This is a genomic window from Enterobacter sp. WPR_3_1 (genome assembly GCF_003635055.1).
GTDB lineage: Bacteria > Pseudomonadota > Gammaproteobacteria > Enterobacterales > Enterobacteriaceae > Enterobacter > Enterobacter ludwigii.
The window spans coordinates 286053-302359 of record NZ_RBXU01000009.1 but is presented as its reverse complement, the minus strand read 5'-3'; the positions used below and the strand labels follow the sequence as shown (position 1 = coordinate 302359).

The 16307-nt window shown below is 55.3% G+C and carries 15 protein-coding genes; 11 read left to right on the top strand and 4 right to left on the bottom strand.

Annotated elements, in window-relative coordinates:
* The 5 genes from ubiI to BJ887_RS09735 all read left to right on the top strand — a co-directional run bounded on the left by ubiI (window position 1) and on the right by BJ887_RS09735 (window position 6956).
* A complete protein-coding gene (gene ubiI, locus BJ887_RS09760; protein ID WP_040018861.1) occupies window positions 1–1203 on the top strand; it encodes an FAD-dependent 2-octaprenylphenol hydroxylase in 1203 nt (400 codons plus the stop codon).
* A 430-nt stretch (window positions 1204–1633) separates the two neighbouring features.
* On the top strand, window positions 1634–2728 hold the full coding sequence (gcvT, locus tag BJ887_RS09750) for a glycine cleavage system aminomethyltransferase GcvT (protein WP_020883724.1): 1095 nt from the start codon (window positions 1634–1636) through the stop codon (window positions 2726–2728).
* A gap of 23 nt (window positions 2729–2751) precedes the next feature.
* Entirely contained in the window at window positions 2752–3141 is a 390-nt protein-coding gene (gene gcvH / locus BJ887_RS09745; protein ID WP_014171522.1) for a glycine cleavage system protein GcvH, read from the top strand.
* Window positions 3142–3265: 124 nt separating this feature from the next.
* Window positions 3266–6139, top strand: a complete 2874-nt coding sequence (gcvP, locus tag BJ887_RS09740; RefSeq protein WP_121339807.1) for an aminomethyl-transferring glycine dehydrogenase — start codon at window positions 3266–3268, stop codon at window positions 6137–6139.
* 73 nt (window positions 6140–6212) lie between these two features.
* Entirely contained in the window at window positions 6213–6956 is a 744-nt protein-coding gene (locus tag BJ887_RS09735) for an SDR family oxidoreductase (RefSeq protein WP_121339806.1), read from the top strand.
* A gap of 36 nt (window positions 6957–6992) precedes the next feature.
* Here BJ887_RS09735 and bglA read toward each other — a convergent pair whose 3' ends face one another.
* Entirely contained in the window at window positions 6993–8426 is a 1434-nt protein-coding gene (bglA, locus tag BJ887_RS09730) for a 6-phospho-beta-glucosidase BglA (protein ID WP_032678925.1), read from the bottom strand.
* Window positions 8427–8542: 116 nt separating this feature from the next.
* The gene (locus BJ887_RS09725; protein ID WP_040018863.1) at window positions 8543–9274 is read right to left on the bottom strand and encodes a MurR/RpiR family transcriptional regulator; all 732 of its coding nucleotides are present in this window, start codon (window positions 9272–9274) and stop codon (window positions 8543–8545) included.
* 266 nt (window positions 9275–9540) lie between these two features.
* Here BJ887_RS09725 and BJ887_RS09720 point away from each other — a divergent pair, with 266 nt between their 5' ends.
* The gene (locus BJ887_RS09720) at window positions 9541–10200 is read left to right on the top strand and encodes a hemolysin III family protein (RefSeq protein WP_014171517.1); all 660 of its coding nucleotides are present in this window, start codon (window positions 9541–9543) and stop codon (window positions 10198–10200) included.
* Window positions 10201–10310: 110 nt separating this feature from the next.
* Here BJ887_RS09720 and ygfZ read toward each other — a convergent pair whose 3' ends face one another.
* Complete coding sequence (gene ygfZ / locus BJ887_RS09715) at window positions 10311–11291, bottom strand: tRNA-modifying protein YgfZ (RefSeq protein WP_020883730.1); 981 nt, start codon at window positions 11289–11291, stop codon at window positions 10311–10313.
* A gap of 294 nt (window positions 11292–11585) precedes the next feature.
* On the opposite strand from ygfZ, the gene sdhE reads away from it, so the two are divergent.
* A complete protein-coding gene (gene sdhE, locus BJ887_RS09710) occupies window positions 11586–11852 on the top strand; it encodes an FAD assembly factor SdhE (RefSeq protein ID WP_003863437.1) in 267 nt (88 codons plus the stop codon).
* Window positions 11833–12243, top strand: coding sequence for a protein YgfX (locus tag BJ887_RS09705; RefSeq protein ID WP_014171514.1), 411 nt, complete (start codon window positions 11833–11835; stop codon window positions 12241–12243). Before sdhE ends, BJ887_RS09705 begins: the two co-directional genes overlap by 20 nt.
* 6 nt (window positions 12244–12249) lie before the next feature.
* On the opposite strand, the gene fldB is transcribed toward BJ887_RS09705, so the two are convergent.
* The gene (gene fldB, locus BJ887_RS09700; protein ID WP_014171513.1) at window positions 12250–12771 is read right to left on the bottom strand and encodes a flavodoxin FldB; all 522 of its coding nucleotides are present in this window, start codon (window positions 12769–12771) and stop codon (window positions 12250–12252) included.
* A 101-nt stretch (window positions 12772–12872) separates the two neighbouring features.
* On the opposite strand from fldB, the gene xerD reads away from it, so the two are divergent.
* The 3 genes from xerD to recJ are packed head-to-tail and all read left to right on the top strand — an operon-like array spanning window position 12873 to window position 16245.
* On the top strand, window positions 12873–13769 hold the full coding sequence (xerD, locus tag BJ887_RS09695; protein ID WP_121339805.1) for a site-specific tyrosine recombinase XerD: 897 nt from the start codon (window positions 12873–12875) through the stop codon (window positions 13767–13769).
* A 23-nt stretch (window positions 13770–13792) separates the two neighbouring features.
* Entirely contained in the window at window positions 13793–14506 is a 714-nt protein-coding gene (gene dsbC / locus BJ887_RS09690; protein WP_121339804.1) for a bifunctional protein-disulfide isomerase/oxidoreductase DsbC, read from the top strand.
* A 5-nt stretch (window positions 14507–14511) separates the two neighbouring features.
* The gene (recJ, locus tag BJ887_RS09685) at window positions 14512–16245 is read left to right on the top strand and encodes a single-stranded-DNA-specific exonuclease RecJ (protein WP_044866092.1); all 1734 of its coding nucleotides are present in this window, start codon (window positions 14512–14514) and stop codon (window positions 16243–16245) included.
* Window positions 16246–16307 lie beyond the last annotated feature (62 nt).

Genomic DNA, 16307 nt, shown 5'->3' with positions numbered 1-16307 from the left:
GTGCAAAATGTTGATGTCGCCATCGTTGGCGGCGGAATGGTAGGACTGGCGCTGGCCTGTGGTTTACAGGGCAGCGGCCTGCGCGTTGCGGTACTGGAGCAAAACGTGCCTCAGCCTGTCGCGCAGGACGCGCCGCCGGAACTGCGCGTCTCGGCAATCAATGCGGCCAGTGAAAAGTTGCTGACGCACCTTGGCGTCTGGTCAGAGATCGTGGCGCAGCGTGCCAGCTGTTATCACGGCATGGAAGTGTGGGACAAAGACAGCTTTGGTCATATCGCGTTTGATGATGAAAGCATGGGCTACAGCCATCTGGGACACATCATCGAAAATGCCGTTATCCACCATGCTCTGTGGCAAAAGGCGCAGTCCTGCAGCGATATCACGCTGCTGGCACCGGCGCAAATCCAGCAGGTTGCCTGGGGAGAAAACGACGCTTTTATCACCCTGCAAAGCGGTGACATGCTGACCGCGCGACTGGTCGTGGGCGCTGACGGTGCCAACTCCTGGCTGCGTAACAAGGCGGATATTCCGCTGACGTTCTGGGACTATCGCCATCATGCTCTGGTGGCAACGATTCGCACTGAAGAGCCGCACGGTGGGGTGGCGCGCCAAATCTTCCACAATGACGGCATTCTGGCATTCCTGCCGTTGAGCGATCCGCACCTGTGTTCGATTGTCTGGTCTCTGGTTCCTGATAAAGCGCAACAGATGCAGGAGGCGACTCCCGAGGCGTTTAACCAGGCGCTGTGCGTCGCGTTTGATAACCGTCTTGGGCTATGCACCCTTGAGAGCGAGCGGCTGGTGTTCCCGTTAACCGGACGCTATGCGCGTCAGTTTGCGGCGCACCGTTTGGCGCTGGTGGGTGACGCGGCGCATACGATCCATCCGCTGGCCGGGCAGGGCGTGAACCTTGGCTTTATGGACGCGGCAGAGCTGGTAGAAGAGTTGCGTCGCCTGCATCGCGAAGGCAAAGATATCGGCCAGCATCTCTATCTGCGTCGCTACGAACGCAGCCGTAAGCACAGTGCAGCGGTGATGCTGGCAGGCATGCAGGGTTTCCGTGAGCTGTTTGCCGGCGCGAATCCAGCGAAAAAACTGCTGCGCGACCTCGGCCTTAAACTTGCCGATACCCTTCCGGGCGTAAAACCTCAACTCCTTCGCCAGGCGATGGGTCTTAACGACCTGCCGGACTGGCTGCGCTAATATAGACCCCCGTCACACTTTGTTTTCCCGGCCTCTGCGCCGGGGAAATTCGCTCGTTTGAAATAATCTAATTTCACCGCATTTTTCGCATTAGAAAATCTAATCTTACTATTTTTATGCTACGGAAATTCCGCCCGTTTTTCCGCATGAAATATCACCATCTGCTAAATCCTGTTAGAGCAATGTTAATTTTATGCGGGTTTAATCGCAGTTTGCCAGTGAATAACTCTGTAAGCTTTTTCGTGTTTTTAGGTCATAAGCTAATGTGATGGCCCGTTTTACCTTATGGTTAATCGCCGGTTTCGGTGGTAAGTTCAGGTAAAAGAGAACGTTTGCGTCGGGGTCCAGAAAGCGATCGCGGCGCCGGGTTTCGTGGCACTGTTCAGGTGTGCGAAACGCAAGACAGCCCTGCTTATTCAACGAGGAAAAGATGGCTCAACAGACTCCTTTGTACGAACAACACGTGTTATGCGGCGCACGCATGGTGGACTTCCATGGCTGGATGATGCCGCTGCACTACGGCTCGCAGATTGATGAGCACCACGCGGTGCGCACCGATGCCGGTATGTTCGATGTGTCACACATGACGATTGTCGACCTGCATGGCAGCCGCACCCGGGAGTTTTTACGTTATCTGTTGGCAAACGACGTCGCCAAACTGAAGACGCCAGGCAAAGCGCTCTACACCGGCATGCTGAATGCTTCCGGCGGCGTAATTGATGACCTCATCGTCTATTACTTCTCTGAAGATTTCTTCCGCCTCGTTGTAAACTCCGCCACCCGCGAAAAAGACCTCTCCTGGATTACTCAACACGCTGAACCTTACGCCATCGACATCACCGTCCGCGATGATCTGTCGCTGATCGCCGTACAAGGGCCGAACGCGCAGTCTAAAGCCGCCTCTCTGTTCAGCGATGAGCAGCGTAAAGCCACCGACGGCATGAAGCCGTTCTTCGGCGTACAGGCGGGCGATCTGTTTATCGCGACCACCGGCTACACCGGTGAAGCGGGCTATGAAATTGCCATGCCGAATGAGAAAGCCGCCGATTTCTGGCGTGCGCTGGTGGAAGCTGGCGTTAAGCCGGCAGGTCTGGGCGCGCGCGATACGCTGCGTCTGGAAGCCGGTATGAACCTCTACGGGCAAGAGATGGATGAAGGCGTGTCACCGCTGGCGGCCAACATGGGCTGGACCATCGCCTGGGAACCGGCTGACCGTGAGTTTATTGGCCGTGAAGCGCTGGAAATGCAGCGTGAAAAGGGCACTGAACAGCTGGTTGGCCTGGTGATGACCGAGAAAGGCGTGCTGCGCGGCGAGCTGCCGGTGCGTTTTACAGATGCTGACGGCAACCCGCGTGAAGGCGTGATCACCAGTGGTACCTTCTCCCCGACGCTGGGCTACAGTATTGCACTGGCGCGTGTTCCGGCGGGCATTGGCGAAACGGCAGTGGTGCAAATCCGCAACCGTGAAATGCCGGTCAACGTGACCAAACCGATTTTTGTTCGCGCCGGTAAGCCGGTCGCCTAATCATTTTTATCAGGAGAACTTCAATGAGCAATGTGCCAGCAGAACTGAAATACAGCAAAGAACACGAGTGGCTGCGCAAAGAGGCGGACGGCACTTACACCGTAGGGATCACCGAGCATGCGCAGGAGCTGCTGGGCGACATGGTGTTTGTTGACCTGCCTGAAGTCGGCGCATCCGTGGAAGCAGGCGATGACTGCGCCGTGGCCGAGTCCGTAAAAGCGGCTTCTGATATCTACGCTCCGGTAAGCGGTGAAATTGTTGCCGTGAACGACGCCCTGAGCGACTCTCCGGAGCTGGTGAACAGCGAGCCTTATGAAGGCGGCTGGATCTTCAAGATCAAAGCCAGCGACGAATCGCAGGTCGCCGCGCTGCTGGATGCCACCGCGTACGAAGCGCTGTTAGAAAACGAGTAAGCCTTAACCCTCTCCTCTTTGGGGGAGGGTAGGGTGAGGGGAACAGACGACACCCTCACCCCAGCCCTCTCCCTCCGGGAGAGGGAGAAAACACATTCACTGCACGTTTCAGGAACCATCGCTCATGACACAGACTTTAAGCCAGCTTGAAAACCGTGGCGCCTTCATTGAACGTCACATTGGGCCGGATGCTCAGCAACAGCAGGAGATGCTGAAGACAGTTGGCGCGGATTCATTAAATGCACTGATCGGCCAGATTGTGCCAAAAGACATCCAGCTTGCCACGCCGCCTCAGGTGGGTGAAGCCACCACTGAATTCGCCGCTCTGGCGGAGCTGAAGGCGATTGCCGGCCTGAACAAGCGCTATAAGTCTTACATTGGCATGGGCTACACCAACGTGCAGTTACCCCCGGTTATTCTGCGTAATATGCTGGAAAATCCGGGCTGGTACACCGCCTACACCCCGTATCAGCCAGAAGTTTCTCAGGGCCGTCTGGAAGCGCTGCTGAACTTCCAGCAGGTTACGCTGGATTTGACCGGCCTGGATATCGCGTCCGCTTCACTGCTGGATGAAGCCACCGCCGCCGCCGAAGCAATGGCAATGGCGAAGCGCGTGAGCAAACTGAAAAATGCCAACCGCTTCTTCGTGGCAGCGGACGTGCATCCGCAAACGCTTGATGTGGTTCGTACCCGTGCCGAAACCTTTGGTTTTGACGTGATTGTCGACGACGCCGACAAAGTCCTCGATCATCAGGATGTGTTTGGTGTGCTGCTGCAACAGGTCGGCACCACCGGCGACGTTCACGACTACAGCGCACTGATTGCTGAGCTGAAAGCCCGCAAAGTGGTTGTCAGCGTCGCGGCTGATTTTATGGCGCTGGTCCTGCTGACGGCTCCAGGTAAACAGGGCGCGGATATTGTTTTCGGTTCTGCACAACGCTTTGGTGTCCCGATGGGCTACGGTGGCCCACATGCGGCGTTCTTTGCCGCAAAAGATGAATTCAAACGCTCCATGCCTGGGCGTATCATCGGCGTTTCAAAAGATGCTGCCGGTAATACCGCGCTGCGCATGGCAATGCAGACTCGCGAGCAGCATATTCGTCGTGAGAAAGCGAACTCCAACATCTGTACCTCGCAGGTCCTGCTGGCCAATATCGCCAGCCTGTACGCTGTCTTCCACGGTCCGGTTGGCCTGAAACGCATTGCCAGCCGTATTCACCGTCTGGCGGATATTCTGGCCTGTGGTCTGCAGCAGAAAGGCCTGAAACTGCGCCACGCCCATTACTTTGACACGCTGTGCGTTGAAGTGGCTGACAAAGCCGCGGTGCTGGCTCGTGCTGACGCGGCAGAGATCAACCTGCGTAGCGACATCCATAACGCGGTAGGCATTACCCTGGATGAAAGCACTACCCGCGAAGATATCGTAAACCTGTTTAACGTCTTGCTGGGCGATGCGCACGGCCTGGATATTGATACGCTCGATAAAGATGTCGCGCTCGACAGCCGCTCTATCCAGGAAAGCATGCTGCGTGATGATGCGATCCTGACTCACCCGGTGTTCAATCGCTACCACAGCGAAACCGAGATGATGCGCTATATGCACTCTCTGGAGCGCAAAGACCTGGCGCTGAACCAGGCGATGATCCCGCTGGGCTCCTGCACCATGAAGCTGAACGCTGCGGCAGAGATGATCCCAATCACCTGGCCTGAATTTTCCGAGCTGCACCCGTTCTGCCCACCAGAGCAGGCGGAAGGTTACCATCTGATGATCAACCAGCTCTCCGACTGGCTGGTGAAGCTGACCGGTTACGATGCACTCTGCATGCAGCCAAACTCCGGGGCGCAGGGGGAATACGCGGGCCTGCTGGCAATTCGTCACTATCACGAAAGCCGCAATGAAGGGCATCGCGATATCTGCCTGATCCCAAGTTCTGCGCATGGCACCAACCCGGCGTCTGCCCAGATGGCGGGTATGGAAGTGGTGGTGGTGGCCTGCGACAAGAATGGCAACATTGACCTGGTCGATCTGCGTGCGAAAGCCGAGCAGGCGGGCGAAAAACTCTCCTGCATCATGGTGACCTATCCGTCCACCCACGGTGTGTACGAAGAGACCATCCGTGAAGTGTGTGAAGTGGTCCATCAGTTCGGCGGTCAGGTTTATCTCGACGGTGCGAACATGAACGCACAGGTTGGCATTACCTCTCCGGGCTTTATCGGCGCGGATGTGTCGCACCTGAACCTGCATAAAACCTTCTGTATTCCGCACGGCGGTGGTGGTCCGGGTATGGGCCCAATCGGTGTGAAAGCACACCTGGCGCCGTTTGTCCCAGGCCACAGCGTAGTGCAGATTGAAGGCATGTTGACCCGTCAGGGCGCGGTCTCTGCGGCACCGTTCGGTAGCGCCTCAATCCTGCCCATCAGCTGGATGTATATCCGCATGATGGGCGCGGAAGGGCTGAAGCAGGCAAGCCAGGTGGCTATCCTCAATGCTAACTACATCGCAACGCGTCTGAAAGAAGCGTATCCGGTGCTCTACACGGGCCGTGATGGTCGCGTGGCGCACGAGTGCATCCTCGATATCCGTCCTTTGAAAGAAGAGACAGGTATCAGCGAGCTGGATATTGCTAAGCGTCTGATTGACTACGGATTCCATGCGCCAACCATGTCGTTCCCGGTGGCGGGTACGCTGATGGTTGAACCCACCGAGTCTGAAAGCAAAGTTGAGCTGGACCGCTTTATTGACGCGATGCTGGCTATCCGCACTGAAATCGACCGCGTGAAAGCCGGTGAGTGGACGCTGGCTGATAACCCGCTGGTTAACGCACCGCACACCCAGAATGAGCTGGTCTCCGGGTGGGAGCACGGTTATACCCGTGAGCAGGCGGTGTTCCCGGCTGGCATAGCAAACAAATACTGGCCGACCGTGAAACGTCTCGATGACGTCTATGGTGACCGTAATCTGTTCTGCTCTTGTGTGCCAATGAGCGAATACCAGTAATCGTTCCGCGGTTATAATGTGTACAGGCCGGGTAGCGTTAACGCTACCCGGCTTTTTTTATAAGGAGACATAGATGGCAATTGCACTGGTCACCGGCGCCAGCCGCGGTATTGGTAAAGCCACCGCGCTGCTGCTGGCGCGCGAAGGCTACACCGTGGCGGTGAACTATCACCACAACATTAAAGCCGCGACGGATGTGATCACGATGATTACCGACGCGGGGGGTACCGCTTTTGCCGTGCGCGCAGATATCAGTGATGAAGCTCAGGTGCTGGCGATGTTCGACAGTATCGATAGTGAAGCCGGACCGCTTACCGCACTGGTGAACAACGCCGGGATCCTGTTTGAACAATCCACGATTGAACACCTCTCCGCTGAACGGATCAACCGCGTGTTAGCCACGAACGTGACCGGTTATTTCCTCTGCTGCCGCGAAGCGGTAAAACGCATGTCGTTCAGACATGGTGGCAAAGGCGGCGCGATCGTGAACGTGTCATCCGCGGCATCGCGCCTCGGTGCTCCGGGTGAATATGTGGATTACGCCGCGTCCAAAGGTGCTGTCGATTCGTTAACGACGGGATTATCGCTTGAAGTGGCAGCGCAAGGGATCCGTGTAAACTGCGTGCGTCCCGGGCTGATTTACACCGAGATTCATGCATCTGGCGGTGAGCCGGGCCGGGTGGATAGGGTCAAATCCATGCTGCCTATGCAGCGTGGCGGTCAGCCGGAAGAGGTGGCGCAGGCGATTGTCTGGCTGCTGAGCGAGAAAGCCTCGTATGTGACGGGAAGTTTTATTGAACTGGCGGGTGGGAAATAAACATCTCCTCTCCCCATCGGGGAGAGGAGAAAAGCGTTAAAGCGTCTCGCCGTTGCTGGCAATCACGTCTTTGTACCAGTTAAAGCTCTTTTTCCGCGAGCGTGACATATCGCCGGTACCGTCGTCGTGCTTGTTCACATAAATAAAGCCGTAGCGCTTGCTGTACTGGCCGGTAGTGAACGACACGCAGTCGATGCAGCCCCACGGGGTATAACCCATCAGATCCACGCCATCATACGTGACGGCTTTCATCATCTCTTCCACGTGCGCACGCAGGTAGTCGATGCGGTAGTCATCGTTGATGCTGCCGTCTTCTTCTACTTTGTCGTAGGCGCCAAAGCCGTTTTCCACGATAAACAGCGGTTTCTGATAACGCTCGTACAATTCGCACAGGGAATAGCGCAGACCCACCGGGTCAATCTGCCAGCCCCAGTCAGAGGCTTTCACATGCGGGTTCGGTACACTGCCTTCAAAGCCTGAGATAGCATCGCCAGTACCGCCTTCCGCTTTCACGGCGTTGGTCATGTAATAGCTGAAGCCCAGATAGTCACAGGTGCCTTCACGCAGGATCTGCTCGTCACCCGCTTCCATATGGATGGTGAAGCCACGGCGTTCCCATTCATTAAGCACATAGGATGGGTAGTAACCGCGCAGCTGGACATCGGTAAAGACATAGCGTTCACGCATGGATTCCTGTGCAAACATCACGTCCTCTGGTTTACAGGAGAACGGGTAGAGCGCCACCATTGCCAGCATACAGCCGACTTTCATTTCCGGGTTAATGCGACGCGCCGCTTTCACCGCCAGCGCGCTGGCTACGAACTGGTGGTGCAGCACCTGGTACATGGTCTCTTCCGGATTGTCATGCTCGGTATAAACCACGCCTGAGCAGCAGTAGCCAAACAGCGGCGCACGCCAGTTACGCTGGTTGTTGATCTCGTTAAAGGTCATCCAGTATTTGACCTTATTTTTGTAACGCTCAAACACCACTTCCGCGAAGCGCACAAAGAAATCCACCACTTTACGGTTGGTCCAGCCGCCGTACTCCTGCACCAGGTGGAGCGGCATTTCGAAGTGGGAGAGGGTGATGACCGGTTCAATATTGTATTTCAGCAGCTCATCGAACATGTCGTCGTAGAACTTCAGGCCTTCTTCATTCGGCTGTGTTTCATCCCCTTTCGGGAAGATACGCGTCCAGGCGATAGAGGTGCGGAAACATTTGAAGCCCATCTCAGCAAACAGTTTGATGTCTTCTTTGTAATGGCCATGGAAGTCGATAGCTTCGTGGTTCGGATAGTATTTCCCCGGCACGACTTCCTGCGTGATTTCGCGCGGCACGCCGTGCGCACCGCCCGTTAAGACATCGCAGATGCTCGGCCCTTTACCGCCTTTGTTCCAGCCGCCTTCAACCTGGTGAGCGGCCACTGCGCCGCCCCATAAAAAGTCTTTTGGTAGGGTAAGTTTTTTCATCGCTGCTATTCTCAGTAAATGACATATTGCGTTCGAGTCTAGCAAAGCGGAATTAAATGTCACGATATAACAATTCGCTGAAAATGTAATTTGTCACATCGAAAAAACAGGGTGTTTTATTCTGTCAATTTCTTCGCCAGTTTCCGGCCAAGCGATTCGAGAATATAGATGACGGGTATTTGTGTGGTGATATCGTACACGCCGCCTATCCGCGTCTGAGGGACATGCCAGGAGAGGTTAAAGTCCGCGAGCTTTGCCAGGCGCGAGTGCTCGTGGCTGGTAATGGAGAGCACTTTGCAGCGATGCAGGCTAAACTGGCTGGCAAAGCGCAGGATCTCTTCGGTTTCACCGGATACCGACAGCACAATCGCCAGCGCGTTTTTAGCCATATCATTGGTGACCGGGAAATAAGGATCGTCGATGTGGTTGCTGAATTTACCGATATTCGAAAAGAAGCGTGCGCCATATTTTGCCAGCGAGCCAGACGTGCCCGCGCCGACAAATATAATACGTTCGGAAGATAAAATAATATCGACCGCCTCATCTAATAAAGCATCGAACTCTTCGTTATTAACGCCTTTAAAGAAGCTGATAATCTCGCTGGCACCAAAATTTGCCTGCTGAGGTTCGTTCTGCTCTAAATAGAGCTTAAAGCGCACGCGGAATTCAGAGTAGCCTTCGCAGTTGAGTTTGCGGCAAAAGCGCAGGATAGTGGTCGTTGAGACGCCAGCCGCATCCGCCAGCTCGCGGATGGTCATGTACATGACTTTGTCACGATTTTTAATGACATAGTTGTAGACCATCATTTCCAGATTATTGAGACTGGCAATGGCGGCGTGGGTGAACATACTCACAATGGCGAAACTCTCATTCAGACATCATTTATCCATCATAACATGCAGCAAGTCGGCAGGATCCAATTTTATGCCCTTGATTCTTAATGATTAAATTTTAATGTGAACAAATGTTAGGTGAATAATTTGTTTATGTTCATGATTTATAGATAAAAATTATGTTTGTGAAATTATTTTAGCTAACAGGTGTTCACTGGAATCATTCTCAGTTAGCATAGACAGGTGATGAATATTCATCGTTAGTTTTCCCGGAGTTTTGTATGGTGAGCAGACCATTAATTGCACAGGGATATTCGCTGGCTGAGGAAATAGCCAACAGTATTAGCCACGGTATTGGCCTGGTTTTTGGGATTGTCGGTTTAGTGTTATTGCTGGTGCAGGCGGTGGATACGAATGCCAGCGCAATGGCCATTACCAGCTACAGTCTGTATGGCGGGAGTATGATCCTGCTGTTCCTGGCGTCGACGCTGTACCACGCTATCCCGCATCAACGGGCCAAGATCTGGCTCAAGAAATTCGACCACTGCGCTATCTATCTTCTTATTGCAGGTACCTACACGCCTTTCCTGCTGGTGGGTCTTAACTCGCCGCTGTCGCGTGGCCTGATGATTGTTATCTGGAGCCTGGCGCTGCTGGGGATCCTGTTTAAGCTGACCATTGCGCACCGGTTTAAGGTGCTGTCGCTGGTGACCTATCTCACGATGGGCTGGCTTTCGCTGATTGTGGTTTATCAACTGGCGATCAAGCTGGCGGTAGGGGGCGTGACGCTTCTGGCCGTTGGGGGCATCGTCTACTCGCTGGGCGTCATTTTCTATGTCTGCAAGCGTATCCCGTACAATCATGCTATCTGGCATGGGTTTGTGCTGGGCGGTAGCGTGTGCCACTTTTTAGCGATTTATCTCTATGTGGGGCAGGTTTAATTTCAGAACGTTGATCTTCTTGCCTCAGCCCTCTCTTTGTGAGAGTAAGCAAAAAAAAACGGTAACCGTCAGGTTACCGTTTTTTTATCTCGTCGCCGGGCAATGACGCCTTACTCTTCCAGCGAATACGGCAGTGGCTCAATGCTCAGCGTATTGGCATCGTCACGCACGCGGAACACGCTGTCGGCTTCCATATCGTTGTTCATGACGGCCTGAACCAGAAGGCGGCCATCATCCAGTTGAACTGCGGCTAACACCGTGCCGGTACGGCGCCAGTTCTCGCCCATCTTCAGCTCTAAATCTTCACCAGCGTCAGGCACGCGGCTGGCGTGGCCCGCCAGGGTCCACAGTGCGCGTTTGTTAGCTCCGCGGAATTTGGCGCGTGCCACCATTTCCTGGCCGGTATAGCACCCTTTCTTAAAGCTAATGCCACCCAGCGCTTGCAGGTTGGTGGCCTGAGGAATGAACTGCCCGCTGTTTGCGGCGTCAATCACCGGCAGACCGGCTTCAATGTTCAGCGCCAGCCACTGTTGGCTGTTATTAAACTGGGCTTCACCACGCAGCGCCTCGGTGACGCGTTCGGCGGTCGCGGTATCCGTGACTAACAGAAAGCGTTCCGCCGGGTGTTCAAACCACAGGATAGACGTTGCGCCTTCGCTGACGACCTGTTTCTGGGCATCCGGGAGTTCACTGAACAGATTTTTCAGCGCCGCACGGGCCTGGAAGCCTGCCACGCCCAGCAGAACGTGTTCATCATCCGCGGCGATAGTGACTTTTGAGAAGACCGCGTATTTTTTCAGCTCGGTGAGCTGCGCGTCCCGCAGGCTGCGGCGCTCAATAAAGGCAAAACCCTCCTGACGACGGAACAGGCGCAGGTTGCTCCACATCTTCCCTTTTGGATCGCAGTGTGCGACCAGCAGATGCTGATGTTCGTCCATCTGGCTGACGTCGGCGGTTACCTGGCCCTGCAGGTATTTTTCGCTGTCTGCACCGGTGAGTGTCGCCAGCGCCCAGTCATCAAGAGTAATAAGCGTCAGCGGCAGACGCGCAGAGGCGGCGGGCTGGCGAGGAGAAAATGGTGTAAAGGCCATAACGATATCCTGAATTGCTTAACGCTTTGATAATGCCTAATGGTAAAAGAGCCTGCTGGCATTGCAAGCGCTTTCAACAGGCCATTTGTGCCATAACCCGGTTATGCGTAGTGCCACGCAAAATAGTGTAATCCGCTGTCTTTATAGGGTTTATTGTGGAAGCGCGCTCGTGGTTCGCAATATTCCAGTAAAGAAACGGTCAAAAACACGTTACACTAGCTGGTGTCCCCGCAGAGAAATCAAGAACACTGGACGGGGTGCCGACTGTGCCAAACGTAATGCAGGAAACAGAACATGGATATTAACAACAAGGCCCGTATTCACTGGGCGTGCCGTCGCGGCATGCGTGAACTTGATATTTCCATCATGCCTTTCTTCGAATATGAGTATGACAGCTTAAGCGATGATGATAAGCGTCTGTTTGTTCGCCTGCTTGAGTCTGACGATCCTGATTTATTTAACTGGCTGATGAATCACGGCAAACCCGCCGACACCGAGTTGCAACGGATGGTGCAATTAATTCAAACACGGAATCAGGAACGTGGTCCTGTGGCAATCTGACCTTCGCGTCTCGTGGCGCTCGCAGTGGATGTCGTTGTTGCTCCACGGCCTGGTCGCGGCCTTTGTGTTACTGATGCCGTGGCCGCTTAGCTATACGCCTCTGTGGCTGCTGTTGCTGTCGTTTGTGGTGTTTGACAGCGTGCGCAGCCAGCGCCGCATTCATGCCCGTCAGGGGGAGATCAAATTACTGATGGATTCCCGCCTGCGCTGGCAGGGAAAAGAGTGGGAAATTCTCGGTATGCCCTGGATGATCGCTTCCGGCATGATGCTGCGGCTACGTAGCGTGGACAGCGGGCGTCGCCAGCATCTGTGGCTGGCCGCGGACAGTATGGATAGCGCTGAGTGGCGGGACCTGCGTCGGATGTTATTACAGCAGCTGACGCAGGAGTAATTCGCGTTAGCTAAACTGTTCTGCCATTTCGCCCAGAATCTGCTCACACCAGCTTTGCAGGCGCTCATCGCTGAGATCGTACTGGTTGGTTTCATCCAGTGCCAGCCCGACAAACAGCTGCCCATCGGCAATAATCGGTTTCTTACTGGTGAACTCGTACCCTTCGGTTGGCCAGTAACCGATAAACGTGACGCCCTTCGGTGCCAGTTTGTCGTGCAGCATGCCGAGTGCGTCCAGGAACCACTCACCGTAACCCAGCTGATCTCCCATGCCGTACATGGCAATGATTTTGCCGTCGAGGTTAAGCGTATCAAGCTGGTCCCAGATGGCTTCCCAGTCTTCCTGTATTTCGCCGAAATCCCAGGTCGGGATGCCGAGGATCAGCACGTCGTACTGCTCCATCAGCGTAAGCGCGTCATCTTTCAGGTTATGCAACGTCACCAGTTCCGGGCCAATGATGTCCCGAATTTTCTCTGCCGCCATTTCGGTGTAGCAGGTGCTGGAACCATAGAACAGACCAATATTCATCGCGTGACTATCTCAATTCTTGCTTTGACTTTGCGCGTAGTGTACCAGAAACCGGTAGCAATCAGGCATAATGGCCTGACTGCAGAATCAAAGGGGCTGATGTGGAAAAGGATCTCGCACTCATCGAACAGTTTCTCGATGCACTGTGGCTGGAGAAGAACCTGGCCGAGAATACGATCAGTGCCTACCGGCGCGATCTCACCATGCTGGTGGAGTGGCTGGCGCACCGCGGGCTGTCGCTGGCGAACGCACAAAGCGACGACCTGCAGGCGCTGCTGGGCGAGCGGATGGAAGGGGGCTACAAGGCCACCAGTTCCGCGCGTTTGCTCAGCGCAATGCGTCGGCTGTTCCAGCATCTCAACCGTGAAAAAATTCGCGAAGACGATCCCAGCGCGCTCCTGGCCTCCCCGAAACTCCCGCAGCGGCTGCCGAAAGATCTCAGCGAAGCACAAGTTGAGAGATTATTACAGTCACCCGCAGTTGACCTGCCGCTGGAGTTACGCGATAAAGCCATGCTTGAGCTATTGTATGCTACCGGTTTGCGTGTTTCTGAACTGGTCGGCCTGACGATGAGCGACATTAGCCTTCGTCAGGGCGTAGTTCGCGTAATCGGTAAAGGAAACAAGGAAAGGCTGGTGCCGCTGGGTGAAGAGGCGGTGTACTGGCTGGAAACCTATCTGGAGCACGGTCGTCCATGGTTGCTTAATGGCGCTTCAATCGACGTCTTGTTCCCCAGCCAGCGCGCACAACAGATGACGCGGCAAACGTTCTGGCATCGCATCAAACATTACGCCACACTGGCGGGTATCGACAGTGAAAAGCTTTCGCCACACGTTTTGCGTCATGCCTTTGCGACGCATCTGCTGAACCACGGCGCCGACCTGCGCGTGGTGCAGATGCTGCTGGGACATAGCGATCTTTCCACGACCCAAATTTATACCCATGTCGCGACGGAACGGCTGCGGCAGCTACACCAACAGCACCACCCACGAGCGTGAGTGCCGACGAATTAGGATCTTATATGAAAAAGTCTTTCGCACTGTTCACCCTGCTGGCAGCCTCATTTACCGGTTTTGCCCATGCGGATGACGCCGCTATCAAACAGTCTCTGGCGAAGCTAGGCGTCACCAGCAGTGATATCCAGTCTGCACCGGTTGCCGGCATGAAAACGGTTCTGACGAACAGCGGCGTGCTGTACGTGACCGAAGACGGAAAACACATTATTCAGGGGCCAATGTACGACGTAAGCGGTGCGCAGCCGGTCAACGTAACCAACCAGCTGCTGATGAAAAACCTGAACGCGCTCGAAAAAGAGATGATCGTTTATAAAGCGGCGCAGGAAAAACACGTCATTACCGTCTTCACCGACATCACCTGCGGCTACTGCCATAAGCTGCATGAAGAGATGAAAGATTACAACTCGCTGGGGATCACCGTGCGTTATCTGGCCTTCCCGCGCGCGGGCGTTGAGAGCAAGCCAGAGCAGGATATGAAAGCTATCTGGTGTGCGAAAGACCGCAACAAAGCCTTTGATGACGCGATGAATGGCAAAGGCGTACAGCCTGCATCCTGCGACATTGATATCGCTAACCACTACGCGCTGGGTGTGCAGTTTGGCGTGAACGGTACGCCAGCGATTGTCCTGAGCAACGGCTATGTTGTTCCGGGTTATCAGGGACCTAAAGAGATGAAAGAGTTCCTCGACGCGCACCAGAAACAGTTTGGTGGTAAATAATTCGCGTGAAAGCCCCAATAAAACTGCGCCGCCGCGAGGCGGTTGAACATGCTGATTTGCCTGACGACCTCCCGCCGCTGCTAAAGCGGCTTTACGCCAGCCGTGGCGTGCGTACCGCCGCCGACCTTGAGCGCAGCGTTAAAGGGATGTTGCCATGGCAGCAGTTAAACGGCATCGAAAAAGCCACAGAAATTCTCTACAACGCGCTGTGTGAAGGTACGCGCATTGTGGTGGTGGGGGATTTTGATGCTGATGGCGCAACCAGTACCGCGCTGAGCGTGCTGAGCCTGCGCGCGCTGGGCTGCGACAACGTGACATATCTGGTGCCGAACCGGTTTGAAGATGGTTACGGCCTCAGCCCGGAAGTGGTCGATCAGGCCCATGCCCGCGGCGCACAGCTTATCCTGACCGTAGACAACGGGATCTCTTCCCATGCGGGCGTCGATCATGCGCATCAGCTGGGGATCCCGGTGCTGGTTACCGATCACCACCTGCCGGGTGAAACGCTGCCTGCCGCGGAAGCGATCATCAACCCGAATCTGCGCGACTGCGATTTCCCGTCGAAATCACTCGCAGGCGTCGGCGTGGCATTTTATCTGATGCTGGCGTTACGCACGCTGCTGCGTGATAAGGGCTGGTTCGACGCCCGCGGTATTGCCGTGCCGAACCTGGCCGAGTATCTCGACCTGGTCGCACTGGGGACCGTCGCAGACGTGGTGCCGCTCGATACCAATAACCGTATTCTGACCTGGCAGGGCTTAAGCCGCATTCGGGCGGGCAAATGCCGTCCCGGTATCAAAGCGCTGCTTGAGATTGCTAACCGCGATCCGCTCAAGCTGGCGGCAAGCGATCTGGGCTTCGCTCTGGGGCCTCGCCTGAACGCGGCCGGCAGACTGGACGATATGTCCGTTGGCGTTGCGTTGCTGCTGTGCGACAACATTGGTGAAGCGCGCGTGCTGGCTAATGAGCTGGACGCCCTGAACCAGACCCGTAAAGAGATTGAACAGGGAATGCAGGTTGAAGCGCTGACCCTGTGCGAAAAACTGGAACGCAGCGGCGATACGTTGCCGGGCGGCCTGGCGATGTATCACCCTGAGTGGCATCAGGGCGTGGTGGGCATTCTGGCTTCGCGTATTAAAGAGCGTTTCCACCGCCCGGTCATTGCGTTTGCACCGGCTGGTGATGGCACCCTCAAAGGCTCCGGGCGTTCGATTCAGGGGCTGCACATGCGCGATGCGCTGGAGCGTCTGGATACCCTCTACCCGGGTCTGATGCTCAAGTTCGGCGGTCATGCCATGGCGGCAGGTTTGTCGCTGGAAGAGGCGAAGTTCGACGAGTTCCAGCGTCTGTTCGGCGAGCTGGTCACCGACTGGATTGACCCGGCCCTGCTGCAGGGCGAAGTGGTTTCCGACGGCGAACTCACGCCGGTTGAGATGACGATGGAAGTGGCACAGATGCTCCGGGATGCAGGGCCGTGGGGGCAGATGTTCCCGGAACCCTTGTTCGATGGCCGCTTCCGTCTGCTGCAACAGCGCATTGTTGGTGAGCGCCATCTGAAAGTGATGGTCGAGCCTGTAGGCGGTGGCCCGCTGCTGGACGGTATTGCCTTTAACGTCGATACCGCTGTCTGGCCGGACAACGGCGTGCGCGAAGTTGAGCTGGCATACAAACTGGATATAAACGAGTTCCGCGGTAACCGCACCCTTCAGATCATCATCGACAATATCTGGCCAATTTAGCGGCAGTAATCTCTATAAAAAAGGGCGTGGATTCGGTACAATCCCGCTCTTATCACCGCATT